11 protein-coding genes and 1 tRNA gene are annotated in these 17,437 nt (G+C 73.1%); 4 read left to right on the top strand and 8 right to left on the bottom strand.

All coding sequences use genetic code 11. The annotated features are described in order from the left end of the window. Window positions 1-64 precede the first annotated feature (64 nt). The 3 genes from CG719_RS02385 to CG719_RS02375 are packed head-to-tail and all read left to right on the top strand — an operon-like array spanning window position 65 to window position 7,140. A complete protein-coding gene (locus CG719_RS02385) occupies window positions 65-3,376 on the top strand; it encodes an FtsX-like permease family protein (RefSeq protein WP_100566788.1) in 3,312 nt (1,103 codons plus the stop codon). Between the two features lies 1 nt (window position 3,377). Then, window positions 3,378-6,128, top strand: coding sequence for an FtsX-like permease family protein (locus CG719_RS02380; protein WP_100567161.1), 2,751 nt, complete (start codon window positions 3,378-3,380; stop codon window positions 6,126-6,128). 52 nt (window positions 6,129-6,180) lie between these two features. Further along, a complete protein-coding gene (locus CG719_RS02375; RefSeq protein ID WP_100566787.1) occupies window positions 6,181-7,140 on the top strand; it encodes an ABC transporter ATP-binding protein in 960 nt (319 codons plus the stop codon). A 13-nt stretch (window positions 7,141-7,153) separates the two neighbouring features. On the opposite strand, the gene CG719_RS02370 is transcribed toward CG719_RS02375, so the two are convergent. The 8 genes from CG719_RS02370 to CG719_RS02335 form a co-directional block, all read right to left on the bottom strand. Further along, window positions 7,154-7,879: a hypothetical protein gene (locus tag CG719_RS02370; RefSeq protein ID WP_100566786.1), complete on the bottom strand. Its 726-nt coding sequence runs from the start codon at window positions 7,877-7,879 to the stop codon at window positions 7,154-7,156. Next, window positions 7,876-8,292 (bottom strand): acyl-CoA thioesterase, encoded by a 417-nt coding sequence (locus tag CG719_RS02365; protein WP_100566785.1) that lies wholly within the window; start codon window positions 8,290-8,292, stop codon window positions 7,876-7,878. Before CG719_RS02365 ends, CG719_RS02370 begins: the two co-directional genes overlap by 4 nt. 9 nt (window positions 8,293-8,301) lie before the next feature. Beyond that, window positions 8,302-9,966 carry an energy-dependent translational throttle protein EttA gene (gene ettA / locus CG719_RS02360; RefSeq protein WP_100566784.1) on the bottom strand — a complete coding sequence of 555 codons (1,665 nt, stop codon included), beginning with the start codon at window positions 9,964-9,966 and terminating at the stop codon, window positions 8,302-8,304. Window positions 9,967-10,347: 381 nt separating this feature from the next. Next, window positions 10,348-10,665: a hypothetical protein gene (locus tag CG719_RS02355; RefSeq protein ID WP_234375382.1), complete on the bottom strand. Its 318-nt coding sequence runs from the start codon at window positions 10,663-10,665 to the stop codon at window positions 10,348-10,350. Between the two features lie 61 nt (window positions 10,666-10,726). Beyond that, on the bottom strand, window positions 10,727-12,130 hold the full coding sequence (locus tag CG719_RS02350) for a Cys-Gln thioester bond-forming surface protein (protein WP_442802696.1): 1,404 nt from the start codon (window positions 12,128-12,130) through the stop codon (window positions 10,727-10,729). A gap of 181 nt (window positions 12,131-12,311) precedes the next feature. After that, window positions 12,312-12,779, bottom strand: a complete 468-nt coding sequence (locus CG719_RS02345) for a single-stranded DNA-binding protein (protein WP_100566782.1) — start codon at window positions 12,777-12,779, stop codon at window positions 12,312-12,314. 282 nt (window positions 12,780-13,061) lie between these two features. Then, entirely contained in the window at window positions 13,062-15,137 is a 2,076-nt protein-coding gene (locus CG719_RS02340) for a GTPase (RefSeq protein ID WP_442802695.1), read from the bottom strand. Window positions 15,138-15,140: 3 nt separating this feature from the next. Then, on the bottom strand, window positions 15,141-16,754 hold the full coding sequence (locus CG719_RS02335) for a dynamin family protein (RefSeq protein ID WP_100566781.1): 1,614 nt from the start codon (window positions 16,752-16,754) through the stop codon (window positions 15,141-15,143). 321 nt (window positions 16,755-17,075) lie between these two features. Here CG719_RS02335 and CG719_RS02330 point away from each other — a divergent pair. Beyond that, window positions 17,076-17,151: transfer RNA gene (locus CG719_RS02330), tRNA-Arg, on the top strand. Window positions 17,152-17,437: the final 286 nt, after the last annotated feature.

Raw genomic sequence — 17,437 nt, 5'->3', positions numbered from 1 at the left:
ACCCGCGCCGTGTCCCCTCTGACAACATCAGCGCAAAGATCTGGACAACGGCAGGGGGAGCCGGGTGGCGGGGTTCACGGGATTCGTCCTGCTGCGGGCACGGGCGCACCGGCTGCCGCTGGCCGCCGCTCTGCTCACGGTCCTGCTGACCACGGCGGTGCTGGCGACGCTCACCGCCTACTCGGGCGCGATCGGCGACGCGGCGCTGCGCCACTCCCTGCGGGACCCGCGCAACGCCGCCGACACCACCCTGGTGGTCCGCGGCGAAACGCAGTCCGAGGGGCGCACGGCCGCCGACGCCGAAGTACGCGAGCAGGCCCGTGAGGCCTTCGACGGACTGCCGGTCACCGTGCGCCCCCTGGTGCGCTCCGGCCCCTACGGTCTGCCGCTGTCCCTGCGGCCCCCGGCAACTCTCCCGCAGGCTCCCGACTCCGCCGAAGCGAGGGACGCCTCCGCCGACGAGCCGGACCTGACCTACTTCGCGGCCCTGGACCCCACGCAGGTGCGGCTCGTCTCCGGACGCCTGCCCAGCGCGACGGCGACGGGTGACGTCGAGGTCGCGCTGCCGCAGACCGCCGCGCAGCGCCTCGGTCTGAAGGCCGGTGCCCGGTTCGCCCTCACCGACCGCCTCGGCGGCGGGAAGGTCCACGCACGGATCACCGGGATCTACCGCCCCACTCACGCCGACGCGCCGTACTGGCGGCTGGACGAGATGGACGGCCGGGGCGTCCGCAAGATCGGCTTCACGATGTACGGGCCGCTGCTGACCGATCCCGGCGTCGTCGACGGCGACAGGCTGAGCGCGGGGCAGAGCGCGTGGCAGGCGTCGGCGGACTTCTCCACGCTGACGACCGGACGGATCGGGGCGCTGCGCGACGCGGTGCGCGAGAGCGCGGCGTCACTGCGGGAGTCCACCGTGGTGAGCGGCACACCGGAGGTCACGAGCTCGCTGCCCGACGTCCTCGACCGGATCGACCGCTCGCTGCTCGTGGCCCGCTCGACCCTCCTGATCGCCGCGGTCCAACTGGCGCTGCTGGCCGGCTACGCGCTGCTGCTGGTGGCCCGGCTGCTGAGCACCGAGCGCGGCGCGGAGACACGCCTGCTGCGGGCCCGCGGCGGCTCCCGTGCCCGGCTCGCGGGCCTGGCCGCGACGGAGGCGCTGCTGCTCGCCGTGCCCGCCGTGGCCTGCGCGCCGCTGCTGGCGGGGCCGCTGACCGGGCTGCTGGCCGGGCAGGGCGCCCTGGCCCGGATCGGACTGCACCCGGACATCTCCACGACCGGGCGTCCCGCGGTCTGGCTGGTGGCGGCTGCCGTGGCCCTCGGCTGTGCGATGGCGGTGACGCTGCCCGCGCTGACCTCGTCGTTCGCGGCAGGACCGCGGTCCCGTCCGCTGCCCGCGCCGCTGCGCGCCGGCGCGGACCTGGGTCTGCTGGCGGTGGCCGGTGTGGCGTACTGGCAGTTGAGCCGGCACTCCTCCGGCGCGGTCGGCGGCGACCTCACGGGCACGCTCGGCATCGACCCGCTGCTGGTCGTCGCGCCCGCGCTGGCCCTGCTGGCCGGAACGGTACTGACGCTGCGACTGCTGCCGCCGGTGGCCCGGCTGGCCGAGCGCCGTGCGACCGGGGGCCGCGGGCTGCCGGCCGCACTGGCGGGCTGGCAGTTCAGCCGCCGCCCGATGCGCGGCGCCGGGCCGGTGCTGCTGCTCGTGCTCGCCGTCGCGCTGGGCATGCTGGCGATCGGTCAGGACGCCTCCTGGAACCGTTCGCAGGACGACCAGGCCGACTTCCGTGCGGGTGCGCCGGTGCGCGTGCTGGCCGCCGGCGAGGGGGAACTCGGCCGCACCGAGCAGTACGCGGCCGTCCCGCACGTGCGCTCCGCCGCCCCCGCCGTCCGCGCCCCGCTGCCGCTGGCCGGCGACCGCACCGCGACCCTGATCGCGCTGGACACCGCGAACGCGTCGGACACGCTGCTGATGCGCTCCGACCTGGCGTCGCAGCCGGTGCGGTCGCTGCCGTCGGGGCTCGCCCCGAAGAACCCGACGGCAGGCCTGAAGGTGCCCGCCGGGACGGCCCGCCTGCGGCTGACGGCCGGCATCCGCGGCTCCGCTACGAGGATGACGGTGGACCTGGCGGTCACCGTCGAGGACGACCGCGGGGCGCTGTACCGCGTGCCGATGGGCACCCTGCCCGCCGACGGCCGCTCCCACCCCCTGGACCTGGACCTCCCCGCGGGCATCGGGCCTCTCACCCTCGTCGGCCTCGACCTGTCCCTGAGCCAGCCCTTCGACGTCGCCGAGCGGCACCACCTCACCGTCTCCGGGGCGACCGCCACCGGCACCGACGGGACGGTACGGCGCCTGAGCGCGCCGACGGCCTGGATGGCGACCTCGGCCGTCAGCACCAACGCCTCGCCTCCCGCCGACGCCGCCCCGGCCAAGGCAGCCGTGACGTCCGCCCGCCCGCTGACCGTCACCTACGGCACCGGATACGTGCCGCACGACCAGGTCCGGGCCTCGGGCACGGTGACGGTGCAGCTCCAGGTGGCGCAGCCCGCGCAGCCGGAGATCGCGGCCGTGGCGACCGACCGCTTCCTGGAGTCCACGAGCGCCCACGAGGGGCAGCGGGTGGACGTGACCGTCGCCGGCCAGAGCGTTCCGGTCCGGATCGTGCGTGCGGTACGGGCGCTGCCGACCACGGGCGCCGGCGAACAAGGCGGTTCCCCGGACGCCGTGCACGACGGCGGAGGTCTGCTGTTGGACCTGCGTTCGTACAACCGGCTGCTCCAGTCGGGCTCCGGCGGCCGGGCCGCGCCCACCGAATGGTGGCTGCGCACCGACCCCCACCGGTCGGCGGACGTGGCCGCGGTCCTGCGGGCCCTGCCCGACGTCGACCCGGAGCAGGTGATCGTGCGGGACGAGATCGCCGACCAGTTGCGCGACGACCCGTTCGGTGCCGGGCCGGCGGCCGCCTTCACCGCGGCCGCCGTGGTCGCGGCGGCACTGGCCGCCGTCGGCTTCGTGGTCGGCGCGGTCGGGACCAGGAGGGAGCGCGACGCCGAGTTCGCCGTCCTGCGCGCGCTCGGCACCCCGCGCCGCCAACTGGCCCGGACGCTCGCCGCCGAGCAGGGCGTGCTGGTGGCCCTGGCGGTGGCGGTCGGCGCGGCCCTGGGGGCCGTGCTGGCCCGCGCCGTGATCCCGCTGATCGTGCTGACCGGGCAGGCCACGAAACCGCTGCCGGCCGTCCTGGTCGAACTGCCGGCCGCCCGGGTGGCCCTGCTGCTCGCGGCCGTCGCCGCCGCGCCGCTCGTCGTCACGGCGGTGCTGATCCTGCGCCGGCCCGACCCGGCGCTGTCCCTTCGAGACCGCGGAGGTGAGTGAGCTGAACGCCGTCACTCCCGCCTGGGTCCGGGTACGCCTGCGCACCTCGCCGGGTGCCGCGGCCGCCCTCGCCCTGCTGGTCGCACTGACCGCGTGCCTGGCGGCCGCGTTCCCCCGCGCGCTCGACCGGTACGAGAACGCCGGTCTGGCGCAGGCCGTCGACCGGGCGACCCCGCCGCGCACCAGCTTCACGATGTACGCCCCGTTGCCCGACGCCGAGGCCTCGGACCGGCAGCGTGAGCAGGCACTGCTGCCGCCCACCCTGGGCCGGCAGCAGGCCAAGGTCCTCGACACCGTCCCGCGCCCGCTGGTCGCCGACCCCGGCCAGTCGTCGTACGGGGTCACGAACGTCACCGCCCTCGCCGTCCACGACCCCTGGATCCCCCAGCCCAGCGGGCTGCCCGCGAAGGTGCGCCTGGTCGCGCCCGGCGGGCTGGCCGAGCACTCCTCGGTGCGCGAGGGCCGGCTGCCGCGGGCGACCGGGCGGGTGACGGCCTCGACCCTGGACGTGGAGGCCGCCGTGAGCGCCGCGACGGCCAGGAGCCTGCACATCAAGGTGGGTTCGGTCATCCACGTACCCGCCATGTCCGGCCCGCCGCTCGTGGTCCGCGTCACCGGCATCCTCACCCCGCGCGAGCCCGACGGCGCCTACTGGTCGACCGTGCCGCTGCTGCGCACGCCGGCCCTGATGGAGGTGCTCTCGGACAGTCCGGAACCACCGAAGTACTGGCTCGGCGCCCTGCTCCTGCCGTCCGAGGCCGCCCCCGCCCTGACGGGCACCGCGGGGAACCCCCTGCGCTACTGGCAGGTGGCCCCCGACCCCCGCTCCCTGCACGCCCACGACCTGGAGGGCCTGAAGTCCGCGGTCGCGAGCCTGAAGTCCGGGCCGGGCCTGGTGCGCATGCGTGCGGCCACCGATCCCGCCGCACAGGTGGACACCGGCCTCGACGACGTCCTCCTGTCCTACAGCCGGCTGAGCTCCGGCATCACGCCGCTGGTCGCGGTCGCCGCGTTCGGCAGCGCGACGGTCGCCGCCGTGGTCCTGCTGATGGCCGGCGGCCTGGCCGCCGACCGCCGCCGCCTCGAACTCACCCTGCTGCGCGCCCGCGGCGCCTCCCTGCCCGGTCTGGCGGGCCGGCTGCTCGCCGAGACGGCGGTGGTCGCCGTGCCCGCCGGGGCGCTCGGACTGGGTGCGGCCCTGCTCGCCGTCCCCGGGGGCCGTCCGGGTTACGCCGTACTCGCGGCCGCCGTGGTCACCGTCGTCGCCTGTGCCGCGCTGCCCGTACGCGCCGTGATCGCGCACCGCGCGGTCCGCGTCCACGGACCGCGCGAGGACACGGTGTCCGTACGTCCCTCCCAGCGCCGTACGGTCGCCGAGCTGACGCTGCTGGTGATCGCGGCGGCAGCGGTGGAGGCACTGCGGCGGTACGGGGTCGCGGGTTCCGCCGAGGACGCCGGCGCCTCGGACGGTTCGGGAGGCCAACTGGTGTCCCTGGCACCGGTGCTGGTGGCTGTGATCGCGGCCCTGGTGCTGGTCCGCCTGTACCCGTGGCCGCTGCGCTGGCTGATGCGTCCGGCCGGCCGGCTGCGCGGGGTGGTGGGCCATCTGTCCCTGGCCCGCGCGGGCCGCACGTCCGTCCCGTCGGTGCTGCCCCTGCTGGCACTGCTGACCGCGCTCACCACCGCCGCCTTCGGCGGCTCCGTACTGGCCGGGGTGGCCGGGGCCCGCGACCAGGCGGCGCTGCTCGCCGTCGGCGCCGACGCCCGCGTCGAGGGCACCGAACCGCTGCCGGACGGGCTGTCCGACCGGATCCGCCGGACACCGGGCGTGCGGACACTCACCGAAGTGAGCATGGACTACCAGGCCAAGACCGGGACGAACGCGCGGACATCCGTGGCGGGCGTCGACCCGGCGGCCTACGCGTCCCTGGCCGAACGCACCGGGCTCGGCGCCTTCCCCGAGGAGCAGTTGCGGCGGCCCGCCGACTCCGGGGCTCCGCTGCCGGCACTGTCCTCCCCATCGGTCGCCGAGAAGTACGGCACCCAGCCGTTGTCGCTGCAGCTCGGCGACGGGACCGAGGTGAGCATCCGGATCGCCGTCGTCCGGGACCGGACTCCGGCCGTCATCGGCACCGACTTCCTGGTCGTGGACCGGGCCGGGCTGAGCCGCGAGAAGGCCCGTACGAGCGCGCTGCTGCTGACCGGCGACCACCTCGAGGCGGGCGCCCTGCGCCGGGCGGCAGGCACGAAGACGTCCGTGACGACGCGGGCCGGGGAACGCGGTGAGTACGTCGACTCGCCCCTCCAGTCCGGCGCCGAGCGCATCTACACGGTGGCAGTGGCCGCCGGTGCCGGCTACGCCGTCCTGGCGCTGCTCCTCGCACTGCTGCGGGCCGCCCCCGAGCGGGCCGCGCTCCTCGCCCGCCTGCGCACCATGGGCCTCACCCGCGCGCAGGGCCGCCGCCTGCTCGTCCTGGAGTCGCTGCCCCAGGCGCTGCTCGCCGCGGCGGGCGGAGCGCTGACGGGCTGGGCGACCGTCCTGCTGCTCTCCCCCGGCATCGACCTGACGGCCGTCGCGCTGCCGTCGTCGGCGCTGTCCGCCGACGGGAACGAGCTGCGGACCGACCCGCTCTCGCTGGCCCTGCCGGCCGTGGCCGTGCTGCTGCTGACGGTGGGCATCGCCGTGGGCCAGGCGTGGTGGACGGGACGCAGGGGATCGGTGCGGGAGCTGAGAGCGGGAGACGCGAGATGAACCGACCGGACGACCGCCACAGCCGCAGTAGCCGCCGCGCAGGAGAGCCCCGATGACGACGAACCCCACGCTGGCCGACCTGGCCGAGCGCGCCACCGCGAGCCGCACACGCCCGGCCTACGGCCACGACGCGGTGATCAGCTGCGACCGCCTGGTCCGCATCTTCACCGCCGACGGCGTGGAGGTCCAGGCCCTCCAAGGCCTGGACCTGCTGGTCCGCGAGGGCGAGCTGATGGCCCTCGTCGGCGCCTCCGGCAGCGGCAAGTCCACCCTGATGAACATCCTCGCCGGGCTGGACACGCCCACAGCGGGCGCGGCCCGGGTCGGGGACCACGACCTGCTCGCCATGACCGCGAAGGACCGTCTGCGCTACCGCCGCGAGGTCGTCGGCTTCGTCTGGCAGCAGACCGCCCGCAACCTGCTGCCGTACCTGACGGCGACACAGAACGTCGAACTACCCATGCAGTTGTCCGGCGACCGCGGGCGAAGCCGCCGCGCCAAGGCCGAACGCGCCGTGGAACTACTGGAGTTGCTGGGGGTGGGCGACTGCCGGGACCGCCGCCCGCACCAGATGTCGGGCGGGCAGCAGCAGCGGGTGGCGATCGCGGTGGCCCTCGCCAACAACCCGGCGGTGCTGCTCGCCGACGAGCCCACCGGCGAACTGGACTCCCACACCGGCGAGCAGATCTTCGCCGCCTTCCGCACCGCCAACGAGCGTCTGGGCACGACCGTCGTCATCGTCACCCACGACCAGACGGTCGCCGGCGAGGTCCGTCGCACGGTCGCCATCCGCGACGGCCGCACCTCCACCGAGGTGCTGCGCCGCAGCGAGGTGGACGCGGCGACCGGCGACGAGACGCTGGTGAGCCGCGAGTACGCCATGCTCGACCGGGCCGGCCGTCTGCAGCTGCCCGCCGAGTACACGCGGGCCCTGGGGATGCGTGACCGGGTGGCGCTGGAGCTGGAACCCGACCACATCGCGGTGCGGCCGGACGACAGCGAGGGAAACTGAGTGCCGCTCGCGGTCAGCGGACGCTGACACCCAGGCTGCCGAGTCCGGCCTCCGCGCGCCGTACCGCGATCGACCCATAAGGGGTCCGCAGCCGCAGCCACGTCCCCGACGACAGCAGCGCGAGGTCCTCCTCGCCGGAGGCCGCCGGGGGCTTCGCGGTCTCCCCCTCACCGGCAGCGGTGGGGGGCCTGAGGAACCGCAGCGACTGCGCCGCGTGCACGGCTCGCACGGGCAGTTGGGTCCCGCCGACCAGCCGGGACCAGATCTCCCGCCCGATCCGGTCGAGTTCGGCGCGCGTGCGGCGCTCCTGCGCCAGCTCCCCCGTACGGGTGCGGAATTCGGTGACCGCGGCGGCCACCGTCGCACCCAGGGCGCCGACCGGGGGCAGACCCGGCTCGGTCCGCCAGCCGCCGCGCGGGGGCAGGACGCCCGCCCACGGCGGCCCGGTCACCGCCGCCGGGACGGCGGCCGTGGCCGCCGACTCGTCGACGGACTCAAGCAGTTCACCCGCGGAGACGGTCACGTCGAGGGTGGTGTCGGGGTCGTTCCGGTACGGCTCGGCGAGCCGCACCGCGCGCACCGCCAGCACCTCGAAGGACGCCGGCCGTCCGAAGACGGCGAGCGCGGTTCCCGCCGCCTGAAGCCGCACCGCGGCGGAACGGTCGTAGTGCAGCAGCCGGGAGAGGAAGGCGGCGAGGTCCGCCGCCTCCGTCCCGTCGGCGAGGTGGAGGGCCGTCATGCGGCGACGGCCTCCTCCTTGTCGCCCGCGTCGGTGTACTCCTCGAGGAACTCGCGCTCCTCCGCGGTGATCCGGCGCGGACGCTGCGCCTCGAAGTCGAACGGCACGATCACCGTCGAGGCGCGGACATAGATCTGCTCGCCGTCCTTGACCTCGTAGGTGAGGGTGAAGGACGCCGCCTTGATCTCGGTGACCCACAGCTCGATGTCCACCGGCGCGTGCCGGTGGACGAGCTGGCGCTTGTAGTCGATCTCGTGACGCGCCACCACGGACCCCTGCTTGAACTCCTTGTCCGGGCGGAACAGGAAATCGATGCGTGCCTCCTCCAGGTAGCGGAGGAACACCACGTTGTTGACGTGGCCGTACGCGTCCATGTCCGCCCAGCGCAGCGGGCAGCGGTAGATGTGGCGCATCTGCTTCGATCAGCCCCGGGTCAGCTTCTTGTAGGTGGCGCGGTGCGGCCGTGCGGCGTCCGGACCGAGCCGCTCGATCTTGTTCTTCTCGTACGACTCGAAGTTGCCCTCGAACCAGAACCACTTGGACTCGCCCTCGTAGGCGAGGATGTGCGTCGCCACGCGGTCCAGGAACCACCGGTCGTGGGAGACGACGACGGCGCAGCCGGGGAACTCGAGGAGCGCGTTCTCCAGGCTGGACAGGGTCTCGACGTCGAGGTCGTTGGTCGGCTCGTCGAGGAGCAGCAGGTTGCCGCCCTGCTTCAGGGTGAGCGCCAGGTTGAGGCGGTTGCGCTCACCGCCGGAGAGCACACCGGCGGGCTTCTGCTGGTCCGGGCCCTTGAAGCCGAACGCGGACACGTACGCCCGGGACGGCATCTCGACCTGGCCGACGTTGATGTAGTCCAGCTCGTCGGAGACGACGGCCCACAGCGTCTTCTTCGGGTCGATGTTCGCCCGGCTCTGGTCGACGTACGAGATCTTGACGGTCTCGCCGACCTTGATGCTGCCGGAGTCCGGCTCCTCGAAGCCCTGGATCATCTTGAACAGCGTGGTCTTGCCCGCGCCGTTCGGACCGATGACGCCGACGATGCCGTTGCGGGGCAGCGTGAAGGAGAGGTCGTCGATGAGGACCTTCTCGCCGAAGGCCTTGTTGAGGTTGTTGACCTCGACGACGATGCTGCCCAGGCGCGGGCCCGGCGGGATCTGGATCTCCTCGAAGTCCAGCTTCCGCATCTTCTCGGCCTCGGCGGCCATCTCCTCGTAGCGGGCCAGACGCGCCTTGGACTTGGCCTGCCGCCCCTTGGCGTTGGACCGCACCCACTCCAGCTCGTCCTTGAGCCGCTTCTGCCGCTTGGCGTCCTTCTGGCCCTCGACCTTGAGGCGGGTGGCCTTGGTCTCCAGGTACTTGGAGTAGTTGCCCTCGTAGCCGTGGAGGCGGCCGCGGTCCACTTCGCAGATCCAGCCGGCGACGTTGTCCAGGAAGTACCGGTCGTGGGTGACGGCCACGACGGTGCCCTCGTACTTGGCCAGGTGCTGCTCGAGCCAGTTCACCGACTCTGCGTCGAGGTGGTTGGTGGGCTCGTCGAGCAGCAGCAGATCGGGCTGCTCGAGGAGCAGCTTGCACAGCGCGACGCGGCGGCGCTCACCACCGGAGAGCTTGGTGACGGCCCAGTCGCCGGGCGGGCAGCCCAGGGCGTCCATGGCCTGCTCCAGCTGGGCGTCGAGGTCCCAGGCGTTGGCGTGGTCGAGCTCCTCCTGGAGCTTGCCCATCTCGTCGAGCAGCGCGTCGGAGTAGTCAGTGGCCATGAGCTCGGCGATCTCGTTGAACCGGTCGAGCTTGCCCTTGATCTCGGCGACGCCCTCCTGGACGTTCTCCAGGACCGTCTTGTCCTCGGTCAGCGGGGGCTCCTGCAGCAGGATGCCGACGCTGTAGCCGGGCGACAGGTACGCGTCACCGTTGGACGGCTGCTCCAGCCCCGCCATGATCTTCAGCACGGTCGACTTGCCGGCACCGTTCGGACCGACGACGCCGATCTTGGCACCCGGAAGGAAGTTCAGGGTGACGTCGTCGAGAATCACCTTGTCGCCGTGCGCCTTGCGCGCCTTGCGCATGGTGTAAATGAACTCAGCCAAGAGAAACCGTCCGGCAGCTTGAAATCAGGCAGTGGGCAGATACACCCCATCTTGCCGTACCGCCACCCCTGGGAGGAAACGCGTGCGGCCGGGGGGCTCTGACCTGCGGCTTCGCTGCCGGCGACTGAGGCCCGTCCGTCACCGCGGGTTGCCGTCGAGGTCCGTGCCTCAGGTCTGACAGACGTCTCACACGCTGCTTGGGGGCCCACGAATAGCTGCCGACCGCCGAGCCTGTCGGCGCCGCCGACACCCGGGGCTTCGAGAAGGACCTGGCCCGGCTGTGCGCGGTGCGGCACCGTTACACGGGCAGCGTCCGCCCGCAGCTCCGGGCGTCCCTGCCGGGCACGCGAAGAGCCCGCGGGCCCGGTGGGGACGAGTGGCTCATGCCTGTTCCAGGGCGTCGCCGAACTCGCGGAGGGTTTTGCCGCGGTGGGTGCGGGCCAGTTCGTGTCCGACGGCGATGGCGAGCGCGACCGGCCATTCGATGAGGTCGAACGCCGTGAGGAGACCGAGGCCCGCGAGGTAGGCGAGCTGGTCACGCGGCGGCAGTTCGAAGCGGAGACCGCCCAGGGAGACGGTCACCGTGTCACCCTCGACGACCTGTTCGGCCGCGGCGCGGGCGCCGTGGGGCTTGGTGATCGGAACCGGCGCGCCGGCAGGCGCTGTGTCGGAGTCTGTCCTGCTCGCGCGCACGGTCATGTCACATCCCGTTCAACGGCCGGTGCCGGGCATCCGCTCGATGTCCCACCACCACGCTAGGTCAGTTCCCGGCGCTCTTCCTCTTGTGGACGATGCTCAGGGCCGTGGCGCCCAGAACCAGCAGGCTGAGGCCGATGGCGGCGATCAGCGGAGTGGTGCTGGTACCGCCGGTCTCGGCGAGGTTGGGGTTGGGCGAGATGTCGCCTCCCGCCATGACGGGGGTGGGTTCGCCGACGGTCTGGGTCACGGTGCCGCTCGGGCTGCCGTGGGTGCGGCAGTCGAGGACGCCGGCGAAGCGCTGCGCGTTGCCGCCGGGGTCCCTGATCGTGAAGTCGTACGCCTGGTCCTCCTGGAGCGGGATCATGATCGTCTCGGACCCGCCCGCGGCGATGGTGTACCGGGTGTCCATCAGCTCGAAGGTGAACGGCTCGTCGCCCTTGTTGGCCGCGCTGATCTCCAGAGCGCCCTCGGCGCAGTTCTTCACCGCGGACAGGGCGGGTATCGCGCCCCCGGCGGCCCAGGTCGCGCCGCTGGTGGCGGAGACCGTGGACTCGCTGGAGCCGGCCAGGATCTGGGTCTGGCTGCGGCTGTCGGAGGTGAAGGCGCGGCCGACCGGCACCGTGGTGGAGGCCTGCGCGGTCAGCGTCGCCGAGCCGTCCCCGGCGTCCTCGGGCACGTCGAAGAACACCTGGCTGCCGTCCTGGGCGGACGTGATCTCCTCGCCCTTCTTGCCGACGATCCGCACACCGCTGGTGGCGGCGCCCGCCGGAGGTGTCAGGGTCACGCTGCTCGCGTTGGTGTGCACCGTCACCGGGCCGAGCCGCTCGCCCGGGTGACCGGAGACCGCGGGCGGGTCGATGGTGAGCGAGGCGCGAGGCTCGGGCAGGTCACCGGCGCTCTTCTCCAGGTAGTCCGCGAGCTTCTCGGCCCGCGGGTCGACGGCGTCGACGTCCGCGCCGTCGGAGTAGCGCCAGATGGCCACCTGGGTGCCGGCCGCCGCGTCCTGCTCGGTGAGGTTCCTGACGCCGGCCTTCTCGGCGAGCGCCGCGAGATCGTTGACCTGCGGGTAGGAGTTCTGCAGGATCCAGCGGATCTTCCCGGCGTTCTTGTTAGTGGCCAGCGAGGTGCCGCTCCACGGCGTCTCGCGGTACTTGGCGTCCCGCTGCGTGGGGTTGTGCACGTCTATGCAGTACGTCTGCAGGGTCCCGCCGCCGTCGACGGACATCTCGAACAGGCCCGCGGAGACCTGGTGGTCATCGCCGCCGTCATGGATGACGGCGGTGCCGTAGGTCTTCAGACTGCCGATGGTGGCGGTCGCGCCGCCCGGACTCTGCGGCATGCCGTCGGCGGCGGCCGGGCCGGCGGCGGTCATCAGACCGGCGGCGACGAAACCGGAGACCAGGGTGGCGGCGGCGAGCCGAGCCGCCCCCCGCCTGCGCGCGGACGGCGCAGAGTAAGCAAACACAGAAATCCCCTTCGAGCAGGACCCGTTGACGTGGGGGTGCGGTCCCACCGGCAGAATCTTCAAGCCCAGTGACAAGCCCAGAGAGCTGTGTCCGGCATCCTATGGAGCCCGCACACCAGGACTTCGCTGTCGTATCGTCAGATCACTGATCCGAATCGCAATCGTTATCACCAAGATCACCTCAGCAGGCAGCAACGGCAGGTTCCGGCTCCTGCGAAGACCCGGTGTCCGAGGGAGCCGTCTCCCACGTGGGCTCCGGTTGTGGAGGCGGACTCGCCGTCTGCGGCTCCGCCCTGACGGTGCGACGGAAGGCCGACGTGCCCCGCGTCAGGTCGTGGCCGATCGCCAGGGCGTCGATGTCCGCCGAGGTCCGGCTGGTGCCGTCGCGGGTCTCGGTGCGCACCTTCAGCCGGCCCTGCACGATGACCGGGTCGCCCACGGTCAGTGACGCCACCGCGTTGGCGGCGAGCTGGCGGTTGGCCCACACCGTGAAGAAGTTGGTGTGGCCGTCCGTCCAGGCAGCTTTCTCCCGGTCCCAGTAGCGCGAGGTCACCGCCAGCCGGAACCGCGCCGAGGCGCCCGAGGGCAGCTCCCGGTGCACCGGCTGCGTCGCCACGTTGCCCACGGTGCAGACGATCGTCTCGTTCATCGTCGAAACCCCTCCCTCGCCCGGACGCCCGGCCCGGGCGGACATGCGTACGGGCTCGTCCCGTACGGCTGCGTCTGTCGTGACGACCGCGTTCGTCGCGATCGCCGCGGGACCAGACTGCCTCCGTACGGGCCGAGCCCGCCGAGCGCTGTGGACCGCCGCCTGCCTGTGGAAAACTCCCCCACCCTTGCGGGTGAAGCCCGCCCCTCGCCCGCCTCACGGGTGAAGCCGCCTCACGGGTGAAGCCCGCCCCTCGCCCCACCTACCGGCGAAGACCGCCCCTCATCCGACCCCAGCTCCCTTCACCAGCGCGTACTGCTCCCGCACCTCCCGATATCGCAGGAGTTCCGCCGCCACCGAATCCAGCACCCGGGCCCGGCCGCACCCCGACGCCGCCTCCCGTAGTCGGCGCTCGGCCTCCTGGCCGTACCGCCGTGCGGGCCCGCGCGCCGCGATCCGGCAGCTCCACTCCACGAGCGGCCCGCCCACGATGCCGGCCAGCATGAGCAGCACCGGAACCCCCAGGTTCGGCGCCATCACCCCCGCGATCTGCCCGACCAGCCACAGACCGCCGGCCACCTGAAGGATCGTCATCGCCGCCTGCGCGAGGACCGCGACGGGCCACCAGCCCGGGCGCGGGGGCCGCCCCGGGGGCAGCCCGGCCCGCGCCGCCAACTGGTCCAGCGCCTCGGGCAGCCCCTGCGCACCGCGTACGGCGGCCTCGCGCACGGCCTGCGCCCACGGCCCCGGCATACCGGCCGAGGCCTGGTCGGCCACCGTGCGCACCGCGTGTTCGACACGCTGACGCGCGGTGGCCTCCTCGTCCTGCTGTGTACTCAGCATGAGGCGTCCGGTGGGTGCCTCGCGCCGGCTCCGGCACCACCGCCACAGCCGCAGCCAGGGCGTGCCGCAGGCCTTGTTGGCGTTGCGCAGCCAGGCCCGCTCGGCCGCGTCGCCCGCGGCGGTGGCGCCCACCGCGTCGGCGAGCCGGGCCGAGAACTCCTCGCGCGCCTCCTCGCTGAGCCCGGTGCTCGACCGGGTGGCGTAGACGGGCCGCAGGCGCTGGGCCGCGGCGTCCACGTCGGCCGAGATCCGCCGCACCGCGGCTCCGCGCTCGGCCACGAACTGACCCAGCGCCTCGCGCAGCTCACCGACGCCGTGCCCGGTGAGCGCGGACAGCGCGAGCACGGTCGCGCCCGGCTCGCCGTACTCGCCGAGGGCGATCCCGTCCTCGTCGAGCAGCCGTCGCAGATCGTCGAGGACCTGGTCGGCGGCCTCGCCGGGCAGCCGGTCGACCTGGTTGAGGACGACGAACATGACCTCCGCGTGGCCGGACATGGGCCGCAGGTAGCGCTCGTGGAGGACGGCGTCCCCGTACTTCTCCGGATCGACGACCCAGATGACGGCGTCGACGAGCCGCAGGATCCGGTCCACGTGCTCGCGGTGCTGCACGGCCGCCGAGTCGTGGTCGGGCAGGTCCACCAGGACCAGGCCGCGCAGCTGCGGGTCGGCGTCCTGGGCCTGTACCGGGCGCCTGCGCAGCCGTCCCGGGATGCCGAGCCGGTCGATGAGACCGGCCGCGCCGTCGCTCCAACTGCACGCGATGGGAGCCGCGGTGGTCGGCCGCCGTACGCCGGTCTCCGAGATGGCGACGCCGGCGAGAGCGTTGAACAGCTGGGACTTGCCGCTGCCGGTGGCGCCCGCGATGGCGACGACGGTGTGCTGCCCGGAGAGCCGGCGCCGCGCCGCGGCCTCGTCGAGGACCCGGCCCGCCTCCGCGAGGGTGGCGCTGTCGAGCCGGGTGCGGGACAGGCCGACCAGTTCGCGCAGCGCGTCGAGCCGGGAGCGCAGCGGTCCGTCGTACGCCAGCGGGGGCACGGCCGAGTGCCGGGAGGGCCGGGGCTCCACGGGTACGAGTTCGGCGGCGGCCGTCTCGCTGACGCGGCGCGCGATCAGCCCGTCGTCCCAGGCGTCCTCGGCCTCCGTACGGCTCTGTGCGTCGTCGTCCGCCCCGAGCGCGTCGTTGTCGTCGTGCTCCACGCGCGCGTGGGCGACGTCGGCCTCCTTGACCATGCTGACCTGCCCCGTCACCTGGTGGTCGCGGGCCGCCGCCCCGGGGACCCGGCGTCCCCCGGCGTCCCCGGGCGTCTCGGCGTCCTCGGCCTCCGGGACGCCTTCGGCGCCGTGGCCGTCCTCGGACCTGGCGTCCGGCGCCCTGTCCCGGATCCAGTTGTCTCCGCGCGCGTGCTCCCCGCCGGCCCTTCCGTCCGCCCTTCCGTCCGTCTCCTGGTCCGTGAGGACGGTGCCCTGCTTCTGATCGGTGTGTTCCGTTCGGTCCTGGTCAGTGACGGCGGTCACCGGTCACCTCTCCTTCAGCAGTACGGACAGCGCGGCGATGAGTTCGGCCTGGGGCTCGGCGTGCACGTCGAGGGCGTCGAGCGGGGCCAGACGGCGCTCTCGTTCGACGTGGATCACCCGGTCCAGGTGTTCGGTCAGCAGCCGCCCGGCGCGGTCGCGCAGCCGCAGCGCTCCGTGCGCGCCGATCCGCTCGGCGAGCCTCTCTCCCGCGGACCGCGCCCGGCGTCCTCCCAGCAGTCCGGTCGCGGCCAGGGCGGCGACGGCCTCGGCGTCCGGCGCGAGGCTCCGGTCCAGCCTGCGCACCTCGTCGTCGGCGTACTCCTCCAGCTCCCGCCGCCAGCGCCGTACGGCAAGGCCGATGCGGTGCTCGGCGCTCTCCGACACGCGGTCGCGGTCGGCGAGCTCCGGTGCCGTGGCGGCCTGCTCGTGCCGCCAGGCGTCGTCCACGCGCTCGTCGGCGGCGGTGACGGCACACAGCAGCAGGGCGGCCAGGCTCTCCACGAGCGCGTCGAGCAGTTCCCCTGCGGTGCAGTCCAGGGGGAAGGCGCGCCACCTCTTCAGGGCGTCCCCGGCGAGCACCGCCCCCGCCTGGAGCCGTCCTCGTACGCGCGTGTGCTCACTGTCGTAGGCGGTCTCGACGGCCGAGGTGAGCCGCAGCGCGGCGGCGTACTGGGAGGCGGTGGCGCTGGCCAGCTCGGGCATCCGGGATTTCAGCGAGTCGAGGAGGCCCTGGGCCGTGCGGGCCATGGCGTACTCCCGGGCCCCGGGTTCCTGGGTCTGGTGCACCAGCCAGGTGCGCAGCTGTGCGACGGCGGAGGCGGGCAGCAGGCCCCCGCCCCAGGCCGACTCGGGCAGCTCCGGCACGGTGAACCGCGGTACCTCGCCGAGTCCTGCCTTGGTGAGCAGCGCCCCGTACTGGCGGGAGACCTCCGCGGCGACCTGGTGCGGCACCCGGTCCAGGACGGTCACCAGCGTGGCGTCGTACTCCTTGGCCGTGCGGAGCAGGTGCCACGGGATCGCGTCGGCGTAGCGGGCGGCCGTGGTGACCATGACCCAGATGTCGGCGGCGCAGATCAGCTCGGCGGCCAGGACACGGTTGTCGGAGATCAGGGAGTCGATGTCGGGCGCGTCGAGGAGAGCGAGTCCGGGGGGCAGGGTGTCGACGGTCTCCACGCGCAGCACCCGGGTGGGGGTGCTCTCCTGCATCAGCAGGTCGTCGCCGGCTCCGGGATCCCCCCTGGGCACCCACACGCGTGTGAGGTCCGGCAGTACGCGCATGCCACTGAACCAGTGGTGGTCCTCCGGATGGCAGACCAGCACCGGTGTCCTGGTGGTCGGCCGCAGCACGCCCGCCTCGCTGACCCGCCGTCCGACGAGCGAGTTGACGAGAGTGGACTTCCCGGCGCCTGTCGACCCGCCGACGACCGCCAGCAACGGTGCTTGGGGCCTTCGCAACCGCGGCACCAAGTAGTCGTCTAGCTGAGCGAGCAGTTCGTCGCGGTTGGCACGCGCGCGTGGAGCCCCCGCCAGGGGCAGCGGGAAGCGTGCGGCGGCGACACGGTCGCGCAGGGCGGATAGTGCGTCGAGCAGCTGAGGCCTTACGTCCAAGGTCACCACATGTGAAGAATGCCCAATTTTAGGGGAATTCTGAAGCATATGAGCATGTCTGCGCGCCGATTGGACACAACGGACGGATGGGATGACTGGGACGCGGGCGCAGTCGAGGCATAACGAGTGCACAACACCAGGTGCGCCGGACGTCAAAAGCGATGCACGATTCGTACCCGCCTGCGATTATCAGGACCGCTTCACTGAACCTCCACATTGAGCCACGGAGGCGAAGCAACCGGGACATGGATCCGGGAGCCCTATCCTTGTCCCCGGCGATGTCACGGATCAGCCCCCACCAGGGCACCGCGACAGAGGCCACCACACCTGGCCCCCGTAGCTCAGTGGATAGAGCAGGCGCCTTCTAAGCGCTTGGCCGCAGGTTCGAGTCCTGCCGGGGGCGCCAGTCTCCGCCCTCCCTCTGGGGAGGGCTTTTCGCTGGTCAGGCCGGGTTTCATCGCACACGACGAAGCCCCGGGCACTCCCTCGACCCCCGTATCGGTCCACTGCTTGCCGACCTCCGGCGTCGCCGTGTGGGGCCGAAGTTCACTCCACTGGCCCTCGGCACCAGGAGCGGGCAACGTCACATTTTTCACCTGAATGGCCACTGGGGGCAGAGGCCGAGCCGGAGGGGTCACGTCCGCTGGAGTGGTGTATCGACGGCCACTCGGTGATCTCGTTTGAGGCTATGC

The sequence above is a fragment of the Streptomyces sp. CB01373 genome (assembly GCF_002803075.1).
Taxonomy (GTDB): Bacteria; Actinomycetota; Actinomycetes; order Streptomycetales; family Streptomycetaceae; genus Streptomyces.
This window is presented reverse-complemented; position numbering and strand designations above follow the sequence as displayed.